14 protein-coding genes and 2 pseudogenes are annotated in these 18076 nt (G+C 72.0%); 5 read left to right on the top strand and 11 right to left on the bottom strand.

Features of this window, described 5'->3' with window-relative positions; all coding sequences use genetic code 11:
* Nucleotides 1-21 precede the first annotated feature (21 nt).
* Nucleotides 22-1029 carry an NADP-dependent oxidoreductase gene (locus SOM11_RS07550; RefSeq protein WP_192061169.1) on the bottom strand — a complete coding sequence of 336 codons (1008 nt, stop codon included), beginning with the start codon at nt 1027-1029 and terminating at the stop codon, nt 22-24.
* Between the two features lie 159 nt (nt 1030-1188).
* Here SOM11_RS07550 and SOM11_RS07545 point away from each other — a divergent pair, with 159 nt between their 5' ends.
* Complete coding sequence (locus SOM11_RS07545) at nt 1189-2463, top strand: glutamyl-tRNA reductase (RefSeq protein WP_320477664.1); 1275 nt, start codon at nt 1189-1191, stop codon at nt 2461-2463.
* Between the two features lie 431 nt (nt 2464-2894).
* Here the strand turns inward: SOM11_RS07545 and SOM11_RS07540 are convergent, their stop codons facing one another.
* Nucleotides 2895-4859, bottom strand: a complete 1965-nt coding sequence (locus SOM11_RS07540) for a M13 family metallopeptidase (RefSeq protein WP_320477663.1) — start codon at nt 4857-4859, stop codon at nt 2895-2897.
* Nucleotides 4860-4900: 41 nt separating this feature from the next.
* Here SOM11_RS07540 and SOM11_RS07535 point away from each other — a divergent pair, with 41 nt between their 5' ends.
* The 3 genes from SOM11_RS07535 (at nt 4901) to SOM11_RS07525 (ending at nt 8046) form a co-directional block, all read left to right on the top strand.
* Entirely contained in the window at nt 4901-6166 is a 1266-nt protein-coding gene (locus SOM11_RS07535; protein WP_192061172.1) for a uracil-xanthine permease family protein, read from the top strand.
* Nucleotide 6167: 1 nt separating this feature from the next.
* Nucleotides 6168-7493, top strand: coding sequence for an MATE family efflux transporter (locus SOM11_RS07530; protein WP_320477662.1), 1326 nt, complete (start codon nt 6168-6170; stop codon nt 7491-7493).
* 82 nt (nt 7494-7575) lie between these two features.
* A complete protein-coding gene (locus SOM11_RS07525) occupies nt 7576-8046 on the top strand; it encodes a MaoC family dehydratase (RefSeq protein WP_320477661.1) in 471 nt (156 codons plus the stop codon).
* A 94-nt stretch (nt 8047-8140) separates the two neighbouring features.
* On the opposite strand, the gene SOM11_RS07520 is transcribed toward SOM11_RS07525, so the two are convergent.
* The 7 genes and pseudogenes from SOM11_RS07520 to SOM11_RS07490 all read right to left on the bottom strand — a co-directional run bounded on the left by SOM11_RS07520 (nt 8141) and on the right by SOM11_RS07490 (nt 14347).
* The gene (locus SOM11_RS07520; protein WP_320477660.1) at nt 8141-8728 is read right to left on the bottom strand and encodes a YdeI/OmpD-associated family protein; all 588 of its coding nucleotides are present in this window, start codon (nt 8726-8728) and stop codon (nt 8141-8143) included.
* Nucleotides 8729-8816: 88 nt separating this feature from the next.
* Nucleotides 8817-8936: pseudogene (locus SOM11_RS07515) on the bottom strand (DivIVA domain-containing protein); the annotation flags it as partial.
* Nucleotides 8937-8972: 36 nt separating this feature from the next.
* A pseudogene (locus SOM11_RS07510) lies at nt 8973-9068 on the bottom strand (DivIVA domain-containing protein); the annotation flags it as partial.
* Between the two features lie 66 nt (nt 9069-9134).
* Nucleotides 9135-11156, bottom strand: coding sequence for a glycoside hydrolase family 127 protein (locus tag SOM11_RS07505; RefSeq protein WP_320477659.1), 2022 nt, complete (start codon nt 11154-11156; stop codon nt 9135-9137).
* A 4-nt stretch (nt 11157-11160) separates the two neighbouring features.
* Nucleotides 11161-11922 (bottom strand): carbohydrate ABC transporter permease, encoded by a 762-nt coding sequence (locus tag SOM11_RS07500; protein WP_243215687.1) that lies wholly within the window; start codon nt 11920-11922, stop codon nt 11161-11163.
* A gap of 116 nt (nt 11923-12038) precedes the next feature.
* Nucleotides 12039-13013: a carbohydrate ABC transporter permease gene (locus SOM11_RS07495; protein ID WP_243215684.1), complete on the bottom strand. Its 975-nt coding sequence runs from the start codon at nt 13011-13013 to the stop codon at nt 12039-12041.
* A 77-nt stretch (nt 13014-13090) separates the two neighbouring features.
* Nucleotides 13091-14347: a sugar ABC transporter substrate-binding protein gene (locus tag SOM11_RS07490; protein WP_320477658.1), complete on the bottom strand. Its 1257-nt coding sequence runs from the start codon at nt 14345-14347 to the stop codon at nt 13091-13093.
* Nucleotides 14348-14511: 164 nt separating this feature from the next.
* On the opposite strand from SOM11_RS07490, the gene SOM11_RS07485 reads away from it, so the two are divergent.
* The gene (locus SOM11_RS07485) at nt 14512-15534 is read left to right on the top strand and encodes a LacI family DNA-binding transcriptional regulator (protein ID WP_192061177.1); all 1023 of its coding nucleotides are present in this window, start codon (nt 14512-14514) and stop codon (nt 15532-15534) included.
* Between the two features lie 262 nt (nt 15535-15796).
* On the opposite strand, the gene nagA is transcribed toward SOM11_RS07485, so the two are convergent.
* A complete protein-coding gene (gene nagA / locus SOM11_RS07480) occupies nt 15797-17020 on the bottom strand; it encodes an N-acetylglucosamine-6-phosphate deacetylase (RefSeq protein WP_320477657.1) in 1224 nt (407 codons plus the stop codon).
* Nucleotides 17017-17790 (bottom strand): glucosamine-6-phosphate deaminase, encoded by a 774-nt coding sequence (locus SOM11_RS07475; protein WP_320477656.1) that lies wholly within the window; start codon nt 17788-17790, stop codon nt 17017-17019. The genes nagA and SOM11_RS07475 overlap by 4 nt, the downstream gene beginning before the upstream one ends.
* Nucleotides 17791-18076: the final 286 nt, after the last annotated feature.

Below are 18076 nucleotides of genomic sequence, written 5' to 3'. Positions count from 1 at the left end.
GGTCGGCCGAGGAGGCGCGGGTCAGCCGACCTTGACGACCATCTTCCCGACGTTGGCACCGCGCATCAGGCCGGTGAACGCCTCGAAGGCCTGGTCGATGCCCTCGACCACGGTCTCGTCGTGGACGACGTCGCCGTTCGCCAGCCACGGGCCCATCTCGGCCTGGAAGGCCGGAGCGACGTGACGGTAGTTCCCGAGCGTGAAGCCCTTCATCATGAGGCCGCGCGTGACCATGTTGGTCAGGCCGGTGATGCCGACCGGGGCGCCGGTCGAGTTGTAGTTCGCGATCGAGCCGCAGAGCGCCGCGCGTCCGCCGTCGCGGAACGAGTCGAGGGCGGCCGAGAGGTGGTCGCCTCCGACGTTGTCGAAGTAGAGGTCGATGCCGTCGGGCGCTGCCTCGCGCAGCAGCTCGGTGACGTCGCCGTCCTTGTAGTTGAAGGCCGCGTCGAAGCCGTACTTCGAGGTGAGCAGCTCGACCTTCTCCGCGGATCCGGCGCTGCCGATCACGCGCGAGGCGCCCTTGAGACGGGCGATCTGGCCGACCATGGTGCCCACGGCGCCGGCGGCTCCCGAGACGAAGACGACGTCGCCCTCGCGGATGCCGGCGATCTCCGTCAGACCGACGTAGGCGGTCAGCCCGGTGAGACCGAGCACGCCGAGGTAGGCCGACAGCGGCACTCCGTCGACGGGCTGCACGGCACGGAACGAGCCAGCGCCTCCCTGGGCCACGTCGCGCCAGCCGAGGTCGTGCTGCACGACCGCGCCGACGGGCAGGTCGCCCGAGCGGGACTCGACCACGCGGCCGATGGCGCCGCCGGTCATCGTCTCGTTCAGGGCGAAAGGCGGCACGTACGACTTCACGTCGTTCATCCGACCGCGCATGTAGGGGTCGACGGAGAGGAACTCGTTCTGCACCCGGACCTCGCCCTCGCCGAGCTCGGGCAGCGTCACCTCGACACGGCGCACGTCGTCGGGGGTGGGCTCGCCCTGGGGGCGGGCGATGAGCTGCCACTGGGTGCTGATGGTCATGATTCTCCTGTCGTCGGGCCGAGCGGGTGGTCGGCGGGGCCTCGTGTTGCAATGCGCAACACCGGCTGAGCATTCCCGTGCGTCAGCATCACCCCGCGCTTCCGCTCGACGTCGAGCCATCACCCAGCCGAATGCGCCCGAGGGCGTTACTCTTGATCGGTGCTCATCTGCCTGACGGCGTCCCATCGGAACGCCAGCTTCGACCTCCTCGAGAAGTTGAGCATCGGCGCACCCTCCGCGGTCGGCACACTGGTCGACGGCAGCGACTTCGTCAACGGCGCCGTCGTGCTCGCGACCTGCAACCGCTTCGAGGCCTACCTCGACGTCGACGAGCCCCTCACCGCCGGCAGCGCCGTCGCGGTCGAGGCCACCATCGCCACCATGAGCGACGCGAGCGACGTCACGGCCGACGACCTCCGCGACAGCGTGCGGGTCATCACCGGCGACGAGGTCGTCGAGCACCTGTTCGCCGTCAGCTCCGGCCTCGAGTCGGTCGTCATCGGCGAAGACGAGATCTCGGGTCAGGTGCGTCGCGCCCTCGAGCGGGCCCGCGAGGGCGGCACGACGTCGTCCGACCTCGAACGCCTCTTCCAGAAGGCTTCGCACACCTCGCGGGGCGTCAAGAACCGCACGAACGTCGGAGGCGCGGGTCGCTCGCTCGTCCGCCTCGCCCTCGAGCTCGCCTCCTCGCGCGTCACGGACTGGGCCCACACCCGGGTGCTGATCGTGGGCACCGGCCAGTACGCGGCCACCACGGTCACCGCACTGCGCGACCGGGGCGCCGACCGACTGGCCGTCTACTCGTCGTCGGGTCGCGCCTCCTGGTTCGGGCTGAAGCACGACGCGACCCCCTACGACGACCTCGCGACCGCCATCGAGTGGTGCGACGTCCTCATCACCTGCACGTCGACCACCCAGCCCGTGGTCACCCCCGACGTCGTCACCCCAGGCGCACGCCGACTCGTCATCGACCTCGGTCTGCCGCGCAACGTCGACCCGCTGGTCACCGAGGTCGAGGGCGTCGAGCTGCTCGACCTCGAGACGATCAGCCTGCACGCTCCGCTCGCCGAGCTCACCGCCGCCGACGACGCCCGCGCGCTCGTGTCGACGGCCGCCGCCGAGTTCCAGGCCGTCGCCGCCGAGCAGTCGCTGACCCCCGCGGTCGTCGCGCTGCGCAAGCACGTCTTCGATCTGCTCGACTCCGAGATCGAGCGGGCGCGGTCGCGCGGCGACTCGTCCGACCGCACCGAGGCCGCGCTGCGTCACCTGGCCGGCGTGCTGCTCCACACCCCGTCGGTGCGCGCGCGAGAGCTGGCCCGCGAGGGCCGCGGCGAGGAGTTCCGAGACGGGCTCGAGGCGCTGTTCGGCCTCACCGACACGCGCGCGGCCGCCGCCCCGGCCCCGCACCTGCGCGCCGTCGGCGACGCCAGCTGACCAGCGTGTCACCCCCGCGCGACGTCGGCTGAACGGGCGCGTTCCCCCGCACGGCGCCGGCTGACCGTGCGTCGCCCCCGCACGACGTCGGCTGACTCGCGCGCCACCTACGACGCCACGAGATGGACACGACGCCACGAGAAAAAGTGGCGTCATGTCCATCTGGTGGCGTCGTGATGACGACCCGCGCCTCCTCGGCCGACCGCCGACACCGGCGCGTCACCCCCGCGCGACGCCAGCCGACGGGCGCGTTGCCCCGCACGACGCCCGCCGGCCGGCGCGTTTCCCCGCACGACGCCACGAGATGCACACGACGCCACGAGAAAAGGTGGCGTCATGTGCATCTCGTGGCGTCGTGATGACGACCCGCGCCTCCTCGGCCGACCGCCGACCGCCGACCACCGGCGCCGGCACCGGCACCGGCCCCGCGGTCACCAGATCGTGACGCGCTCCTCCGGCGGCAGCCAGGCCGCGTCGGTCGGTGAGACGTCGAACGCGGCGTAGAACTCGTCGATGTTGCGCACGATCTGGTTGCAGCGGAACTCGTTCGGCGAGTGCGGGTCGATCGACAGCAGGCGCACGGCCTCCTCGTCGCGCAGGGTGATCTGCCACGCCTGCGCCCAGCTGAGGAAGAACCGCTGGGCCCCGGTCAGACCGTCGATCACGGGCGGCTCGGCCCCCTCGAGCGACAGCAGGTAGGCCTTGTAGGCGATCGACAGCCCGCCGAGGTCGCCGATGTTCTCGCCGATGGTGAGGGCGCCGTTGACGTGGTGGTCGGGCACCTGGGCGGGTGCGAGCGCGTCGTACTGGGCGATCAGCGAGGCGGTGAGCTTCTCGAACGCCTCGCGGTCGGCGGCCGTCCACCAGTCGCGGAGCCGACCGTCGCCGTCGTACTTCGAGCCCTGGTCGTCGAAGCCGTGGCCGATCTCGTGCCCGATGACCGCGCCGATCGCGCCGTAGTTGGCGGCGGCGTCGCGGGTCTCGTCGAAGAACGGGAACTGCAGGATGGCGGCGGGGAACACGATCTCGTTCATGCCGGGGTTGTAGTACGCGTTGATGGTCTGCGGCGTCATGAACCACTCGCCGCGGTCGAGCGGCTGACCGATCTTGCCCAGCTCGCGGTCGAAGCCGACGGCGGCGGTCGCCCGCACGTTGCCGACCAGATCGGCCGGGTCGACCTCGAGGGCCGAGTAGTCGCGCCAGGTGTCGGGGAACCCGATCTTGGGGGTGAACTTCTCGAGCTTCTCGAGCGCTCGGCCGCGGGTCTCCTCCGTCATCCACTCGAGCTCGGTGATGCTCTGCCGGTACGCCTCGACGAGGTGCTCGACGAGCACGTCCATGGCGGTCTTGGCCGCGGGCGCGAAGTGGCGCTCGACGTAGATGCGCCCGACGGCCTCGCCCATGGCGCCCTCGACGAGCGAGACGCCGCGCTTCCAGCGGGCGCGCTGCACGGGTGCGCCGGTCAGGGTGCGGCCGTAGAAGCCGAAGTTCGCCTCGACGAACGGGGTCGACAGGTACGCCGCCGACGAGCGGACGATCTGCCAGCGCAGCCAGTCTTTCCAGTCGAGGAGGCGCGCTCCGGTCAGCAGCGACGCCAGACCGGTCACGAACGACGGCTCCCGGACGACGACCTCGTCGAACACGCGCTCGGGCGCGCCCACGGCGTCGCGCCAGACGGTCAGGTCGACGCCTTCGGCGAGCGCCTCGAACCCCGCCCAGGGCAGCAGGTTGTAGGTGGCGTCGCTGTCGCGGGTGGCGACGTTGTCCCAGTGGTGCGAGGCGAGCTCGGTCTCGAGCGCCATGATGCGGGCGGCGCGGTCGTCGGCCTCGTCGAAGCCGGCGAGCTCGAGCATGCGGGCGACGAAGGCGACGTACGCGGTGCGGATCGACTCGGACTTCTCATCGCGGTAGTACGACTCGTCGGGCAGCCCCAGACCGCCCTGCTCGACGAACAGGACGTAGCGCTCGGGGTCGCCCGGGTCGTTGTCGACGAAGAGCTGAACAAAGCTCGCGAGCCCCTGCTTCTCGAACGAGCCCAGGAGGCGCAGGAGGCCGTCGACGTCGGTCACGTCGTCGACGGGGTCGAGCAGGGGGCGGATGGGCTCGGCGCCGAGCGCCTCGACCCGCTGCTCGTCGAGGAAGCTCGTGTAGAGGTCGCCGACCTTGCGGGCCTCGGTGCCGGGCTCGGCGTCCTGGGACTCGTGGATGATGTCGCGGACGGCCGCCTCGGCCTCCTCGGCGAGCACGTAGAACGAGCCGTAGCGCGCCTTGTCCTCGGGGATCTCGGTGCGGGCGATCCACCGCCCGTTCACGTGACGGAAGAGGTCGTCCTGAGGACGCACCCCCGGGTCGAGCTCGTCGGTCAGGATTCCGGAGGAGAGGGCGTCGCTGGTCATGGCCGTCAGCCTACGGCCGCGCCGCCGCTACAGTTCTGAGCATGGCACTCCCCTGGTCTCTGCACGGTGACGGAAAGACGGTGGACTCCACCGAGATCGTGGCGCCGGAGGAGCGGCTCACCTGGCCGCGCACCATCGGCCTGGGCGGTCAGCACGTCGTCGCGATGTTCGGCGCGACGTTCCTGGTGCCGATCCTCACCGGGTTCCCGCCGAGCACGACGCTGCTCTTCTCGGGCATCGGCACGCTGCTGTTCCTCATCATCACGAAGAACCGGCTGCCGAGCTATCTCGGGTCGTCGTTCGCGTTCCTCGCACCGATCGCGGCGGCGAAGGAGGTCGGCGGCATCCCGCTGGCGCTGAGCGGCATCATCGTCGTCGGGGCGCTGCTCGCGATCATCGGCGTGGTGGTGAATCTCGCGGGTACCCGCTGGATCGACTCGCTGCTGCCCCCGGTCGTCAGCGGCGCGATCGTCGCCCTGATCGGCTTCAACCTCGCGCCGGCGGCCCGCGACAACTTCGCGCTCGCCCCGCTCACCGCGGTCATCACCCTGGCCGCGGTCGTGCTGAGCGCCGTTCTCTTCAGAGGTCTGCTCGGTCGCCTCTCGATCTTCGTCGGCGTGGTGGTCGGCTACGTCGCGGCCGTGCTGCTCGGCGAGGTGAGCTTCGACGCCGTGCGCGACGCCCCGTGGGTGGGTCTCCCGACGTTCACCGCCCCGGCCTTCGACCTGTCGGCGCTGCCCGTCTACCTCGGGTTCCTGCCCGTCGTGCTCGCGCTGATCGCCGAGAACGTGGGGCACGTGAAGGGCGTCGGCCAGCTCACCAAGCGCAACCTCGACCCGCTGACCGGTCGCGCGCTGTTCGCCGACGGTCTCAGCACGGTGCTCGCCGGGCTCGGCGGCGGGTCGGCCACCACGACCTACGGCGAGAACATCGGCGTGATGAGCGCCACGCGCGTGTTCTCGACCGCCGCCTACTGGGTCGCCGGCATCGTCGCGATCCTGCTGGGGCTGTCGCCGAAGATCGGCGCCGTCATCTTCACGATCCCCCCGGGCGTGCTCGGCGGCGTGACCACGGCACTCTATGGTCTGATCGGCGTGATCGGCATCCGCATCTGGGTCGAGAACAAGGTCGACTTCAGCCGCCCGAAGAACCAGCTGACCGCCGGCATCGCCCTCATCATGGGCATCGCGGACTTCACCCTGTCGCTCGGCGGCGCCACGTTCGGCGGCATCATCCTCGGGACGGTCGCGGCGATCGTGGTGTACCACCTGATGACGCTGGTCGGCCGCGCCCGCGGCACCGACTGAGGTGCGCCTCCGGAACCCCCTCGATCGCGAGATCGTCCGACTAGCCCTGCCTGCGCTCGGGGCGCTGATCGCCGAGCCGCTGTTCCTGCTGACCGACACGGCGCTGATCGGGCATCTCGGGTCGGTGCCGCTGGCGGGGCTCGGGGTCGCCGGGGTCATCCTGCAGACCGCGCTCGGGCTGCTGATCTTCCTGGCGTACGCGACGACGCCGACGGTGGCGAGGAGGCTCGGCGCCGGTGACCGCGCCGGTGCCATCCGGGCCGGCGTCGACGGGCTCTGGTTCGCGCTGCTGCTCGGCGTGGTGCTCGCCGTCGTGGGGGCGTTCACGGCACCCGCGCTCGTGGGGCTGTTCGGCACGGCGCCGGCCGTCGAGGCCGCCGCGACGACCTACCTCACGGTGTCGATGATCGGGCTGCCGGGCATGCTGATCGTGATCGCCGCGACGGGGCTGCTGCGCGGGCTGCAGGACACCCGCACCCCGCTGATCGTCGCCGGTCTCGGGTTCGCCGCGAACGCGGGCCTGAACGCCGTGTTCATCTACGGTCTCGGCTGGGGCGTCGCCGGCTCGGCCGCCGGCACGGTCGTGGCGCAGTGGGGCATGGCGGCCGTCTACGTCGTCATCGCCGTGCGGGCGGCCCGCGCCGTGGGCGCCGACCTGCGCCCGGGGCTCGCGGGGGTCGGACGCACCGCCCGGTCGGGCGCGTGGCTGCTGGTGCGGAACGCGAGTCTTCGGGTCGCGATGATCGCGACCGTGGCGACCGCCGCCTCCTCGGGGGTGACGGGGTTGGCGACGATCCAGATCGCGTTGACGCTGTTCAGCACGCTCGCGTTCGCGCTCGACGCCCTCGCGATCGCCGGGCAGGCGATGATCGGGCACTCGCTCGGCGCCGGCGACCGCGATCGCGTTCGTGCCGTCACCCGGCGCCTGATGGTGTTCGGGGTCGGCGGCGGGGTGCTGCTCGGCGGGCTCGTCGCGGCGCTGTCGGGCGTGCTCGGGCCGGTGTTCACGACCGACGAGGGCGTGCGGGCGCTGCTGCCCGGCGTGGTGCTCGCGATGGCCGTCGGCATCCCGCTGGCCGGGTTCGTCTTCGTGCTCGACGGGGTGCTGCTCGGCGCGGGCGACGCCCGGTACCTCGCGCTGGCGGGGATCGTGAACGTGGTCGTCTACCTGGCGATCCTCGTGCCGGTCGAACGCGCCGTGGGCGACGGAGCGGGATCGACCGTGGCGCTGTGGCTCGCGTTCGGACTGGGCTACATCGGCATCCGCGCCGTCACGCTCGGAGTGCGGGCCGCGGGGTCGCGCTGGATGGTGGTCGGGGCGCGCTGAGCACCTCGGCAGCAGCGGGGGCGCTCCGCACGTCCGTCCAGCCCCCGACCAGAAGACTGCGCGATGTGTAGCGTCTCCTCTCGTGCCTTCCTTCGACGAGACCCCGCTGCGTGACCGCCACTTCGACGACTACCGGCCCGGCGACGGTGGGACGTACGGCCCCGTCGAGGTGACCGAGAGCGCCATCGTGGGCTTCGCGGCCGACTTCGACCCGCACACCATGCACCTGGATCCCCTCGGCGCGGCCGACGGCCCCTTCGGCGGGCTGATCGCCAGCGGCTGGCACACGACAGCCGTGATGATGCGGCTGATGGTCGACAACTTCCTGAACGAGCGGACCAGCCTCGCGTCTCCCGGCGTCGACGAGCTGCGCTGGCATCTGCCCGTCCGCCCCGGCGATCTGCTGCGCGCGCGGTTCACGGTGCTCGAGGCCCGCCCGTCGCGGACCAAGCCCGACCGCGGCATCGTCCGCACCCGCATCGAGATGCTGAATCAGCGCGACGAGGTCGTCATGTCGCAGGTGATGATGAACCTGATCCGCCGCCGCGCGTAGCCGTGGGCGCCGGCACGCGTCCCTCCCGTGGGCACGGTGGGTAGAAGACGCCCTTCGCCGCGCCGGGAAGGGCGTCTTCTGACCAGGGTGGGCGTCAGTCGGGCGGAGCGACGCCGGGCGGCTCGACGCCGGCCTCGAGCCGGGCGACGGCGCGGGCGATGCGGCCGACCCGCGCCTCCTCGGTGGGTGCCGTCAGCACCGGATGCATGACCGAATAGCGGGCCGACCGGCTCAGCCCGGCGAACGCCTGGGAGGCGCGGGTCGAGTCTGCGAGCGCAGCCGCCAGGTCGACGGGCGGCTCCATGTCGGCCTGGCCCGCGTAGGCGCGATCCCAGCGTCCGTCGGCCTTCGCCCGGTCGATCTCGGCCTGGCCCCGCGGGCGCATCCGGCCCGAGTCGACCAGCCGCGCGACGTGGTCGACGTTGCGCACCGACCAGATCGAACGTGCTCGACGCGGGGTGAAGTGCTGCTGGAAGGTCGCCTCGTCGATGGCGTTGCGGCGCCCATCGATCCACCCGCTGCAGAGCGCCTCGTCGAGCGCCTCGGCATAGGTGAGCGACGTGGGGCTCGACGTGCCCTTCTTCGCGAGCACGAGACGCACGCCGTCCGAGGTCGACTCGTGGGCGTCGAGCCAGGCCCGCCAGGCGGCGGCGTCGGGCACGGTGAGGCGGTCGTCGCTCATGTCTCCCTCTCGGGGCCGGGTCCGTCGGCGGGTGGCGACCCGCGCCTCCTCGGCTCCGTGGTCAGTCGGCGGCAGGCGATTCGACGGCGCGCAGGGCGGTGACGACCTGGTCGAGGAACGCGTCGACCTGATCCTGGTCGTACCCCTCGCGGAACTTCGTCGGCTGGAACCTCGCCGCGACGACCTCGTCGGCGGTGAGGGGGCCCAGGCCGCGCCCCTGCTCGACGGCCGCGAACGTCGCGGTGATCTTGTCGAGCAGATCGTCGACCTGATCCTGGTCGTAGCCCTCCCGGAATCGGGTCGGTGTGAATCTCGTCGCGACGACGTCCTGTGCGAGCATGTCTCCCCCTCGTTCGTGCCTCGATACTCCCACGGGTCGCGGCCTGCCACGCTCGCGGCCCGGGGGTCAGGCCGTGGGCAGCCAGACGCGCATCGTCGAGGGCCCGCGGTTCGCCCACGAGGCGTAGGGCACGAGGTCGACGCGACCCAGGGGCACGACCCGCCCGCCGGACTCCCCGTAGGGCCAGTCGACCGTCTCGTCCGCGAATCGGGCGATGTCGACGGAGGCGCCGGTCGCGGTGGTCTCCAGGGTCGCGCCGGTGTCGACCACGACGTCGTTCACGTCTCCGCTCGGCAGATCGGTCGACTCGAGCACGAGCACCAGCGGGCCCCGCTGCACGGCGACCTGCCCTCGGACCGCGTCGATGCGCGGGTCGGGGGTGACCCAGCGCGCCTCGAGCGGGAACTCGACGGTCACGACGTCGCCTGCGCGGAACCGCCCGGAGACGGTCGTCGTGCGCCCGACGCGCACGTCCGGGGCCTCACCGGCGGCGGCCTCACCGGCGGCGGCCTCACCGGCGGCGGCCCCGCCGTCCGCGGCGACGTCCGCGGCCTCGCCGACCCCACCACCACGCCCGACCCGCGCCGACCCGGCCCACGACGGGATGCGCAGGTCGAGCTCGACCTCGCGCCCCGTGTCCTCTCGCCAGGTGACGGTCACGTCGCCCGCGTACGGGTAGCCGCTCCGCACCGAGACCGCGACGACCGTGCCGTCGGCGAGCGCGGTGTCGACGTCGTAGTCGCCGTACTGGTGCAGCTGCAGGCCGCCGGGCGTCGTCGTCGCGAAGGTCGACTCGACGCTCGCCAGCGTGCGCGCCACGTTCGTCGGGCAGCACGACACCTCGAACCAGGGGGCCCTGAGACTCGAGAGGGCGCGCGCGTTCAACGCGGCCTCGTCGGGCGCGACGCCGTCGGTGCGCTGGTGCAGCGTGTTCGTGTAGAAGAACGCGCGGCCGTCGTCACGGGGTGAGGCCATCACGTTGTTCAGCAGCGTGCGCTCGATCAGGTCGGCGTACCGGGGGTCGGCGTCCTGCAGCAGCAGCCGCCACGACAGCATGTTCGACGCGATGCCCGCGCAGGTCTCGGAGTACGCGCGGTCGGGCGGCAGCTCGAAGTCGGCGCCGTACGACTCGTCCTGATGGTGCGACCCCATGCCGCCGGTCACGTAGGTGCGTCGCGCGACGGTCGCCTCCCACTGACGGCGGACGGCGTCGGCGAGCTCGGCGTCATCCGTCTCGACCGCGACGTCGAGCGCACCGGCGGCCAGATAGAGCGCCCTGACCGCGTGACCCCGCAGCACGTCCGCGTCGCGCACCGGCACGTCGTCCTGGAAGTACTCCGGCCCGTACTCGATCGGTGCGAGCAGCCCGTGGCCGCGACGCTCGACGAAGAGGCGGGCGAGCTCGACGTGACGGGGCTCGTCGAGAGCCCGACCCAGCTCGACCAGGGCGACTTCGATCTCGGGGTGCCCGCAGACGGCGACCCGCCCCTCCGGCCCGAACGCCTCCCAGAGGTGATCGGCCAGGCGGCGTGCGACGTCGACGATCGCGCTGTCGAGACCGGTGCGCGCCGCCGCGACGGCCGCCTGGATCAGGTGCCCGAAGCTGTAGAGCTCATGCCCCCACTCGAGGTTCGAGTAGCGCACCGGCTGCCAGGGGCGACCGAAGCTGGTGTGCAGGTAGCCGTCGTCGTCCTGCGCCGAGGCGACGCGCGAGACGAGTCTGTCGTAGCGGGCCGCCAGGTCGGCGTCGTGCGACCGGCCGAGCTCCCACGCCATGCCCTCGAGCAGCTTGTAGACCTCGCTGTCGACGAACTCGATGCCGGAGTGCTCCCAGCCGGTCTCGCTCGACGCCGCCCGGTCGAAGTTGGCCGTCCAGCCGATGCGCTCCATCCAGTCCTCGCAGTGCTGCAGCACCACGTGGGCGTTGAGCTGCTGCTTGTCGAACCAGTAGCCGCCGGTCAGACGGATCTCGCTCGAGTCGAGGGGGGTCAGCGCCGAGCTGCGCGGGGCGACGGGGCCGCCGTGGGCGGACGTCGAGGTCTGGACGGTGGTCACGGGGATGCTCCTCGAGGGGTGGGTGGCGGTCATGTCGTCAGTCCTTCACGGCGCCTGCGGTGACGCCGGCGGCCACGTAGCGCTGGGCGACGACGAGCAGGACGGTGGCGGGGATGGAGGCGACGACGGCGGTGGCCATGATCGAGTTCCACTCCTGGTTGTTGTTGCCGATGTAGCGGTAGATGCCGAGGGTGATCGTCTGCGCGTCGCCGCCGCTGTTGAGCGTCGACGAGAAGACGAAGTCCGACCAGGCCCAGAGGAACGCGAAGAGTCCGACGGTGACCGCCGAGTTGCGGCTGACGGGCAGCACGATCGAGATGAAGGTCCGCCAGGCGCCGGCGCCGTCGAGCTTCGCGGCGCTCATCAGCTCGTCGGGGATCCCCCGCATGAAGGCGGTGAAGATCAGCACCCCGAACGGCACGGCGAGCGTCGAGTCGGCGATGACCAGCCCCCACCACTCGTCGAGGATCCCGAGGTTCAGGTAGATCGCGTAGAAGCCCATGGCCATGATCACCTGGGGGATCATCTGCGCGACCAGCAGGACGAAGCTCAGCGCGCCTCCTCCCCGGGGTCGCAGCTTCGCGAGCGAGTACGCGGCCGGCGCGGCGAGAGCGATCGTCACGACCACGGTGCCGATCCCCACCAGCAGACTCGTGCCGAGGTACGGCAGCTGGTCGGCGACCACGGCCCGGTAGCCGTCGAGCGTCGGTGCGGCGGGGAACCACGACGGCGGGCTCTGCCGCATCTGCGCGGTCGGGGTGAGCGAGACGTTGATCATCCAGTAGATCGGGAACAGCATGATCGCGGTCAGGACGACGCCGATCACGGTGGTGGCGAGACTGCGACGACCGGCCCTCCCCGAGGAGGCGCGGCGCGCCTCCGATCGGGGGGCCGCGGCGGGGCGGACGGCGGTGGTCATGACTGGTCCTGCTTCCTCTGCACGCGCAGGTAGACGAAGCCGCAGACGAGGGCCATGACGATCAGCAGGTTGCCGACGGCCGCGGCCGGTCCGAAGGAGGGGAGGGTGGAGCCGAAGCCGAGCTGGTACGACCAGATGGCGAAGGTGGTCGAGGCGTCGCCGGGGCCGCCCCGCGTCATGATCCAGATGATGTCGAAGACCTTCAGCGTGTAGACGAGGCCGAGCAGGATCGTGATGGCCGACACCGGTCGCAGCAGGGGGAACGTGATGCGCCAGAAGACCTGCCAGGCGTTCGCGCCGTCGAGGGCGGCGGCCTCGTAGATGTCGCCCGAGATGTTCTGCAGCCCGCTGTAGAGGATCACGAGGTTGAACGGGATGCCGATCCAGATGTTGGCGATGATGACGCTGGTCAGAGCCCATTGCGGCGAGGTGAGCCAGTTCACCTGGTCGCCGCCGAGGGTGCGGATCACCGAGTTGACGACGCCGCTCTCGCTGTTGAGCATCCACGACCAGGTCGACGCGCTGACGATCAGGGGGAGGAGCCACGGCACGAGGAACAGCGCCCGGAGCGTCGCCGAGAGCGGGAACCTCTGGAAGAAGAACACCGCGAGCGCCATGCCGATCGAGAACTGGAACGCGATCGAGATGCCGGTGAACAGCAGGGTGTTGATCAGCGCCGGCCCGAAGGTCGGGCTGGTGAAGACGTCGGCGAAGTTCTCGAACCCGATGAAGGGCGCGTTCCCGTCGATGAACGAGCGGACCGTGTAGTCGTGCGTCGACAGGTCGACGTTGCGGACCAGCGGCCAGACGTAGAAGACGGCGAGGTAGGCGACGACCGGGGCGAGGAACGCCCAGGCGGCCAGCTGCCCCGTGTCGGGGCGGCGCCTCCGGGTGGGTCCGGCGGGGGCGGGCGTGCCGCCCGTCCCCGCCGGGGACACGGCCTCACGACGTTCCATCGTGTCGGTGCTCATGGTGCTCCTGTCGTCGTTCGGCGGTGTCGCGGTGGTGCGGTGCTGCGGGTGGTGCCGGTGCTGCGCGGTGTCGCGTGCTACTCGGTGGCGGAGGACGCAGCGGTCTGCGCCTCCTTCAGGGCCTCCTCGGGGCTCGCCGACCCGCTGAGGCTGTTCTGCACGGCCTTCCAGAGCTGCTCCGAGATCTTCGGGTAGTCCGTGCCGAGGTCGTCGCTGGTGCGCCCCTTGGCCTCGCCGACCGCGGTGACCCAGGGCTCGAGGTCGGGATCGGCGGCGAGCTGCGCCTCCTGGGCGTCCTTCGTCGGGGCGACGTACGACAGGGTCGTGTCGGTCGCGACGAGGTTGTCGGTGCTCGTGAGGCAGGCCTGGATCTTCTCGCTGACCTCGTAACGGGCGTCGTCGCTCTGCACGGGCACGGTCAGGAACTCGCCGCCGGTCGGCGCGGGGGCCGCGCCGCCGTCCTTCGAGGGAATCGAGATGATGCCGTAGTCGATGTCGGACGCCTTGATGCCCGCGAGCTGCCAGGTGCCGTTCTCGCCGAACGCGTACTCGCCGGTCATGAACTCCTGCCACGTCGTGGTCTGGGTGTTGTTGATCACCGAGTTGGGGGCGTACCCCTCCTCGAGCCAGCCCGTCCAGAGGTCGAGGGCCGAGACGGCGTCGTCGGAGTCGAGCTCGGTCAGGTCGGCCCCGCTGCCCCAGTACCAGGGGAGGAACTGGAAACTGCCCTCCTCCGTGCCGATGGCCGAGAACGTGATGCCCTTCTTCCCGACCGCCGTGACCTTCTCGAGGGCGCTCGTCAGGGAGTCCCAGTCGGTGATCGAGGCCGGGTCGACGCCCGCCTCGTCGAGGATCGCCTTGTTGTAGTAGAGCGCCAGGGTGTTGGCCCCGATCGGAACGCCGTAGGTCTTCCCGTCGACCTGACCCGCGGCGAGGATGTTCTCCTCGATGTCGGCCGTGTCGGCGCCGGTCTCGTCGGTGTCGGTCAGCAGACCCGCCTCGGCGAGGGTCGAGACCACCGGGTTGTCGACGAGCAGCAGGTCGGGGCTGTTGCCCTGCTGACCGGCGAGGAGCGCCTTGCTCGTCAGGTCGGAGGTGTCGTAGCCGGTCCGCTCGATGGTGACGCCGGCCTCGGTGCCGCACGACTCGACGAGCTTCGTCCAGTCGGACGCGCCGTCGAACTGGGGGTACGGGTCCCAGAAGGTGTAGGTGCCGGTGGCCGCGTCGCCGCCGGCGGACGAGCCGCCACCGGAGCAGCCGGTGAGGGCGAGCGAGACCGCTGCGAGCCCGACGAGCGCGACGGCGGCCTTCTTGCTGTGGAAGGGGGAGATCACAGGAGGTTCCTCTCTGAACTGCTGCGGGTGCTCCGTCAGAGAGCCGGGCCGGAGGTGCGGCGCGGGTGCTCGTCGTCGAGAACGTGAGACCGAAACTGGTTTCGGGAGTGAAGTTACACGCGGCCTGGTTGCTCGTCAACGACTTTGTGAACTATTTTCGGAACATGTCCAACGCAGCAGGCGGCAGAGGCCCCGCATCGACGGTCACGCTCGCCGACGTGGCGCGTGCCGCCGGGGTCTCCGTGGCGACGGCCTCGAAGGCCCTGAACGGTCGCGCCCAGGTGCGCGAGAGCACGCGGGTCAAGGTGCAGGAGGCCGCGGCCGCGCTGTCGTTCACCCCCAACTTCTTCGCCCAGGCGCTCAACTCGCCGCGCACCGGCACCATCGGCATGGTCACCAGCGATCTCGACAACCGGTTCGTGCTGCCGGTGCTGCTCGGGGCGGAGGACGCCTTCGGCTCGGGGTCGCTCTCGGTGCTGCTGGCCGACGCCCGCGACGACGCCCTGCGCGAGCAGCTGCACCTGCAGACGCTGCTGACCCGGCGCGTCGACGGTCTGCTGATCGTCGGGCGGACGACGAACCCGAGACCACCCGTGCCCCTGATGGCCGATGTGCCCGTCGTGTACGTCTACGCGCCGTCGACCGACCCCGCCGACGCGTCGTTCACGCCCGACAACGTGCAGGCCGGCCGCCTCGCCGCCGAGCACCTGCTGGCGACGGGTCGCACGCGCATCGCCCTCGTCAACGGCGAGGCCTCGTACGCCGCGGCACGCGACCGGGCCGCCGGGGTGCAGCAGGCCGTCGAGGCGGCCGGGCTCGAGCTCGTGGGCGGCACGTCGCTGTTCGGGCAGTGGGGCGAGGGGTGGGGGCGGGACTGCGCGCGCCTCCTCGTCCGGGGCGGCGAAGCGGTCGACGCGATCATCGGCGGCAGCGACCACATCGCCCGCGGGGTCATCGACACGCTGCGCGACGAGGGCGTCGGGGTGCCCGACGACGTCGCCGTGATCGGGTTCGACAACTGGGACCTCCTGGTGCGCGAGTCGCGACCGACCCTCACCAGCGTCGACATGTCGCTCGAACAGCTCGGGCGGGCGGCGGCGCAGCACCTCGTCGACGCGATCGGCGGGGCTCCGTCGCCCGGCGTGGTGGCGGGGCCGGTGCGGCTCGTGGTGCGCGACTCGGCGTGACTCGGCGTGACTCGGCGGTCTGCACCCGACCCGCGCCTCCTGGGCACGCGCACGCCCCCTTCGCACGCACCCGCGCGAGGTTCGGCGGGTTCCCGTCACTCGCGGCGGGTCAGCGCTGACCCGCCCCCGATGACGGCGACCCGCCGCACCCTCACCGCACCGCGCCTCCTGGGCACCGCACCCGCGGGAGGTTCGGCGGGTTCCCGTCACTCGCGGCGGGTCAGCGCTGACCCGCCACCGATGACGGCGACCCGAAGCACCCTCACGACACCGAGAACAGCACCGCACCCTCGGCCACGACCACGTCGGGCGTCCAGTCGGCGCCGAGCACGACGAGATCCGCCCTGGCACCGACCTCGAAGCGCCCGAGATCGCCGCGGCCGAGCAGATCGGCCGGCGTGCTCGTCAGCGCGGTGACCGCCGCGACCGGGTCGACGCCCGACTCGACGGCGCGGCGCAGGGCGACGTCCTGCGTGAGCACCGACCCGGCGAGCGCTCCCGAGTCGGCGAGCCGCGCCTCCCCGTCCGAGACGACGACCTCGAGCCCGCCGAGGCGGTACGCGCCGTCGGCGCTGCCCGTGGCGCTCATCGCGTCGGTCACGAGCGCCACGCGGCCCGGGGCGAGGCGGAAGGCCGCGCGGGTCACGGCCGGGTGCAGGTGCACGCCGTCGACGATGAGCTCGAGCACGGCGTCGGCATCGACGGCCGCCAGCACGGGCCCGGGCTCGCGATGCAGCAGCGGGGGCATGGTGTTGAAGGCGTGGGTGAGCGCGCGGGCGCCCCGGCGGAAGGCGTCGAGGGCGCAGTCGTAGTCGGCCGCGGTGTGCCCGACGGCGACGACGACCCCCGCCTCGACGAGACGACTCCGGGCGTCGGCGGCACCGTCGAGCTCGGGCGCGATCGTGACCATCCGCAACGACCCGACCGCCGCGGCGAGCAGGCGGTCGATCGACTCGGCGGTCGGCGTCGTGAGCACCGTCTCGTCGTGCGCGCCCTTGCGCGTCGGCGCGAGATAGGGGCCCTCGAGGTGCGAGCCGAGCACGAGGGGGTCCGACGCCGCGAGCGCCGCGACCCGCCGGAGCGCCGCCTCCTGCCGGTCGATCGGCGCCGAGACGAGGCTCAGCACCTGCCGCGTCGTGCCGTGCCTGCGGTGGTGCGCGAGGGCGGGTGCGAGGTCGGCGTCGTCGTCGTATGAGATCCCGGCCGCGCCGTGCCCGTGCAGGTCGATGAACCCGGGGGTGACGACCCGGCCCCGCGCATCGATGGTGCGGACGCCCGCCGGAGGCTCGGCGCGAGACCCAGCACCGGTCCCGACCCCGGTCCCCACCTCGACGACGACCCCGCCCTCGGTGCGGAGCCAGCCCGGCCGGCGCCCCGCCGAGTCGATCAGCACGGCGTCGTGCACGAACAGCGCACCCCCGTCGGCGCCAGCACCCGCACCCGCACCCGCACCGGCACCAGCACCCGCACCCGCGTCAGCCGTCACAGCTCCTGCCATTCGGGCTTGTTCGCGTAGGCGAGGCGGTAGTAGTCGGCGTGCTGCAGCTCGCTCGCCGCGGCTTCGTCGACCAGCACCGTGACGCTCGGGTGCAGCTGGATCAGCGAGCCGGGCACGCCGCTGCTGACCGGGCCCTCGACGGCGGCGGCCACCGCGGCCGCCTTGTTCGCCCCGAACGCGAGGAGCACGAGGTGGCGCGCGTCGCGGATCGTGCCGAGGCCCTGCGTGAGGCAGTGCAGCGGCACCTGGTCGATCGAGTCGAAGAAGCGGGCGTTGTCCTCGCGGGTCTGGGTGGTCAGGGTCTTGACGCGGGTGCGGCTCGCGAGGCTCGAGCCGGGTTCGTTGAAGCCGATGTGCCCGTCGGTGCCGATGCCGAGCAGCTGCACGTCGACGCCGCCGGCGGCGGTGATGGCCGCCTCGTAGCGCTCCCCGGCCGTGGCGAGGGTCGCGGGCGTTGCGTCGGGCACGGCGAGCAGGGCCGGGTCGAGCCCGAGCGGCTCGACGGCCTCGCGGTCGAGCACGGCGCGGTAGCTCTCGGGGTGCCCGTCGGGCAGGCCGACGTACTCGTCGAGCGCGAAGCAGCGCACCCCGCTCAGGTCGGCGCCGGCCGACGCGAGCGCTCGGTAGGTCGTGAGCGGGGTCGAGCCGGTGGCGACTCCGAGCACGGGTCGTTCGATGCGCGCGAAGCGACGGAGGATCGCGTCGGCGGCGAGACGACCCGCGGCCTCCGCGTCGGTGACGATGACGACTTCGGCCATGGCGGTCGGGCCTTTCGAAGCGGGGGCTGAGGCGAGGGCTGAGGCGTGGGCGGAGGCGTGGGCTGGGGCGAGGGGCGGGGCCTGGCGCCCGGCCCGACGCGCGATCCCGCGCCGCAGACGACGCTAGCATCGGCGCCCCGCGTTTTGGGGGCGCGCGGACTCGGCCCGGATGCGCGACCGTGGAGGGATGAGCCCACGCCCTGCGTGTTCGTGACGATGACCCCTCCGGCCCCGTCCTGATACATGCAGCCGCACGCCCCACCAGCGCGCGCTGCCGGACGCTCAG

It is taken from the genome of Frigoribacterium sp. CFBP9029, from assembly GCF_034045305.1.
GTDB lineage: Bacteria > Actinomycetota > Actinomycetes > Actinomycetales > Microbacteriaceae > Frigoribacterium.
Note: the sequence above shows the minus strand (reverse complement) of the source record. Positions and strands in the feature narration are given on the sequence as shown.

Coding starts and splice junctions, on each gene's coding strand:
- SOM11_RS07550 (WP_192061169.1), bottom strand. CDS start 1,029: ATGACCATCAGCACCCAGTGGCAGCTCATCGCCCGCCCCCAGGGCGAG.
- SOM11_RS07540 (WP_320477663.1), bottom strand. CDS start 4,859: ATGACCAGCGACGCCCTCTCCTCCGGAATCCTGACCGACGAGCTCGAC.
- SOM11_RS07535 (WP_192061172.1), top strand. CDS start 4,901: ATGGCACTCCCCTGGTCTCTGCACGGTGACGGAAAGACGGTGGACTCC.
- SOM11_RS07520 (WP_320477660.1), bottom strand. CDS start 8,728: ATGAGCGACGACCGCCTCACCGTGCCCGACGCCGCCGCCTGGCGGGCC.
- SOM11_RS07505 (WP_320477659.1), bottom strand. CDS start 11,156: ATGACCGCCACCCACCCCTCGAGGAGCATCCCCGTGACCACCGTCCAG.
- SOM11_RS07500 (WP_243215687.1), bottom strand. CDS start 11,922: ATGCTGTTCCCGATCTACTGGATGATCAACGTCTCGCTCACCCCGACC.
- SOM11_RS07495 (WP_243215684.1), bottom strand. CDS start 13,013: ATGAGCACCGACACGATGGAACGTCGTGAGGCCGTGTCCCCGGCGGGG.
- SOM11_RS07485 (WP_192061177.1), top strand. CDS start 14,512: ATGTCCAACGCAGCAGGCGGCAGAGGCCCCGCATCGACGGTCACGCTC.
- SOM11_RS07475 (WP_320477656.1), bottom strand. CDS start 17,790: ATGGCCGAAGTCGTCATCGTCACCGACGCGGAGGCCGCGGGTCGTCTC.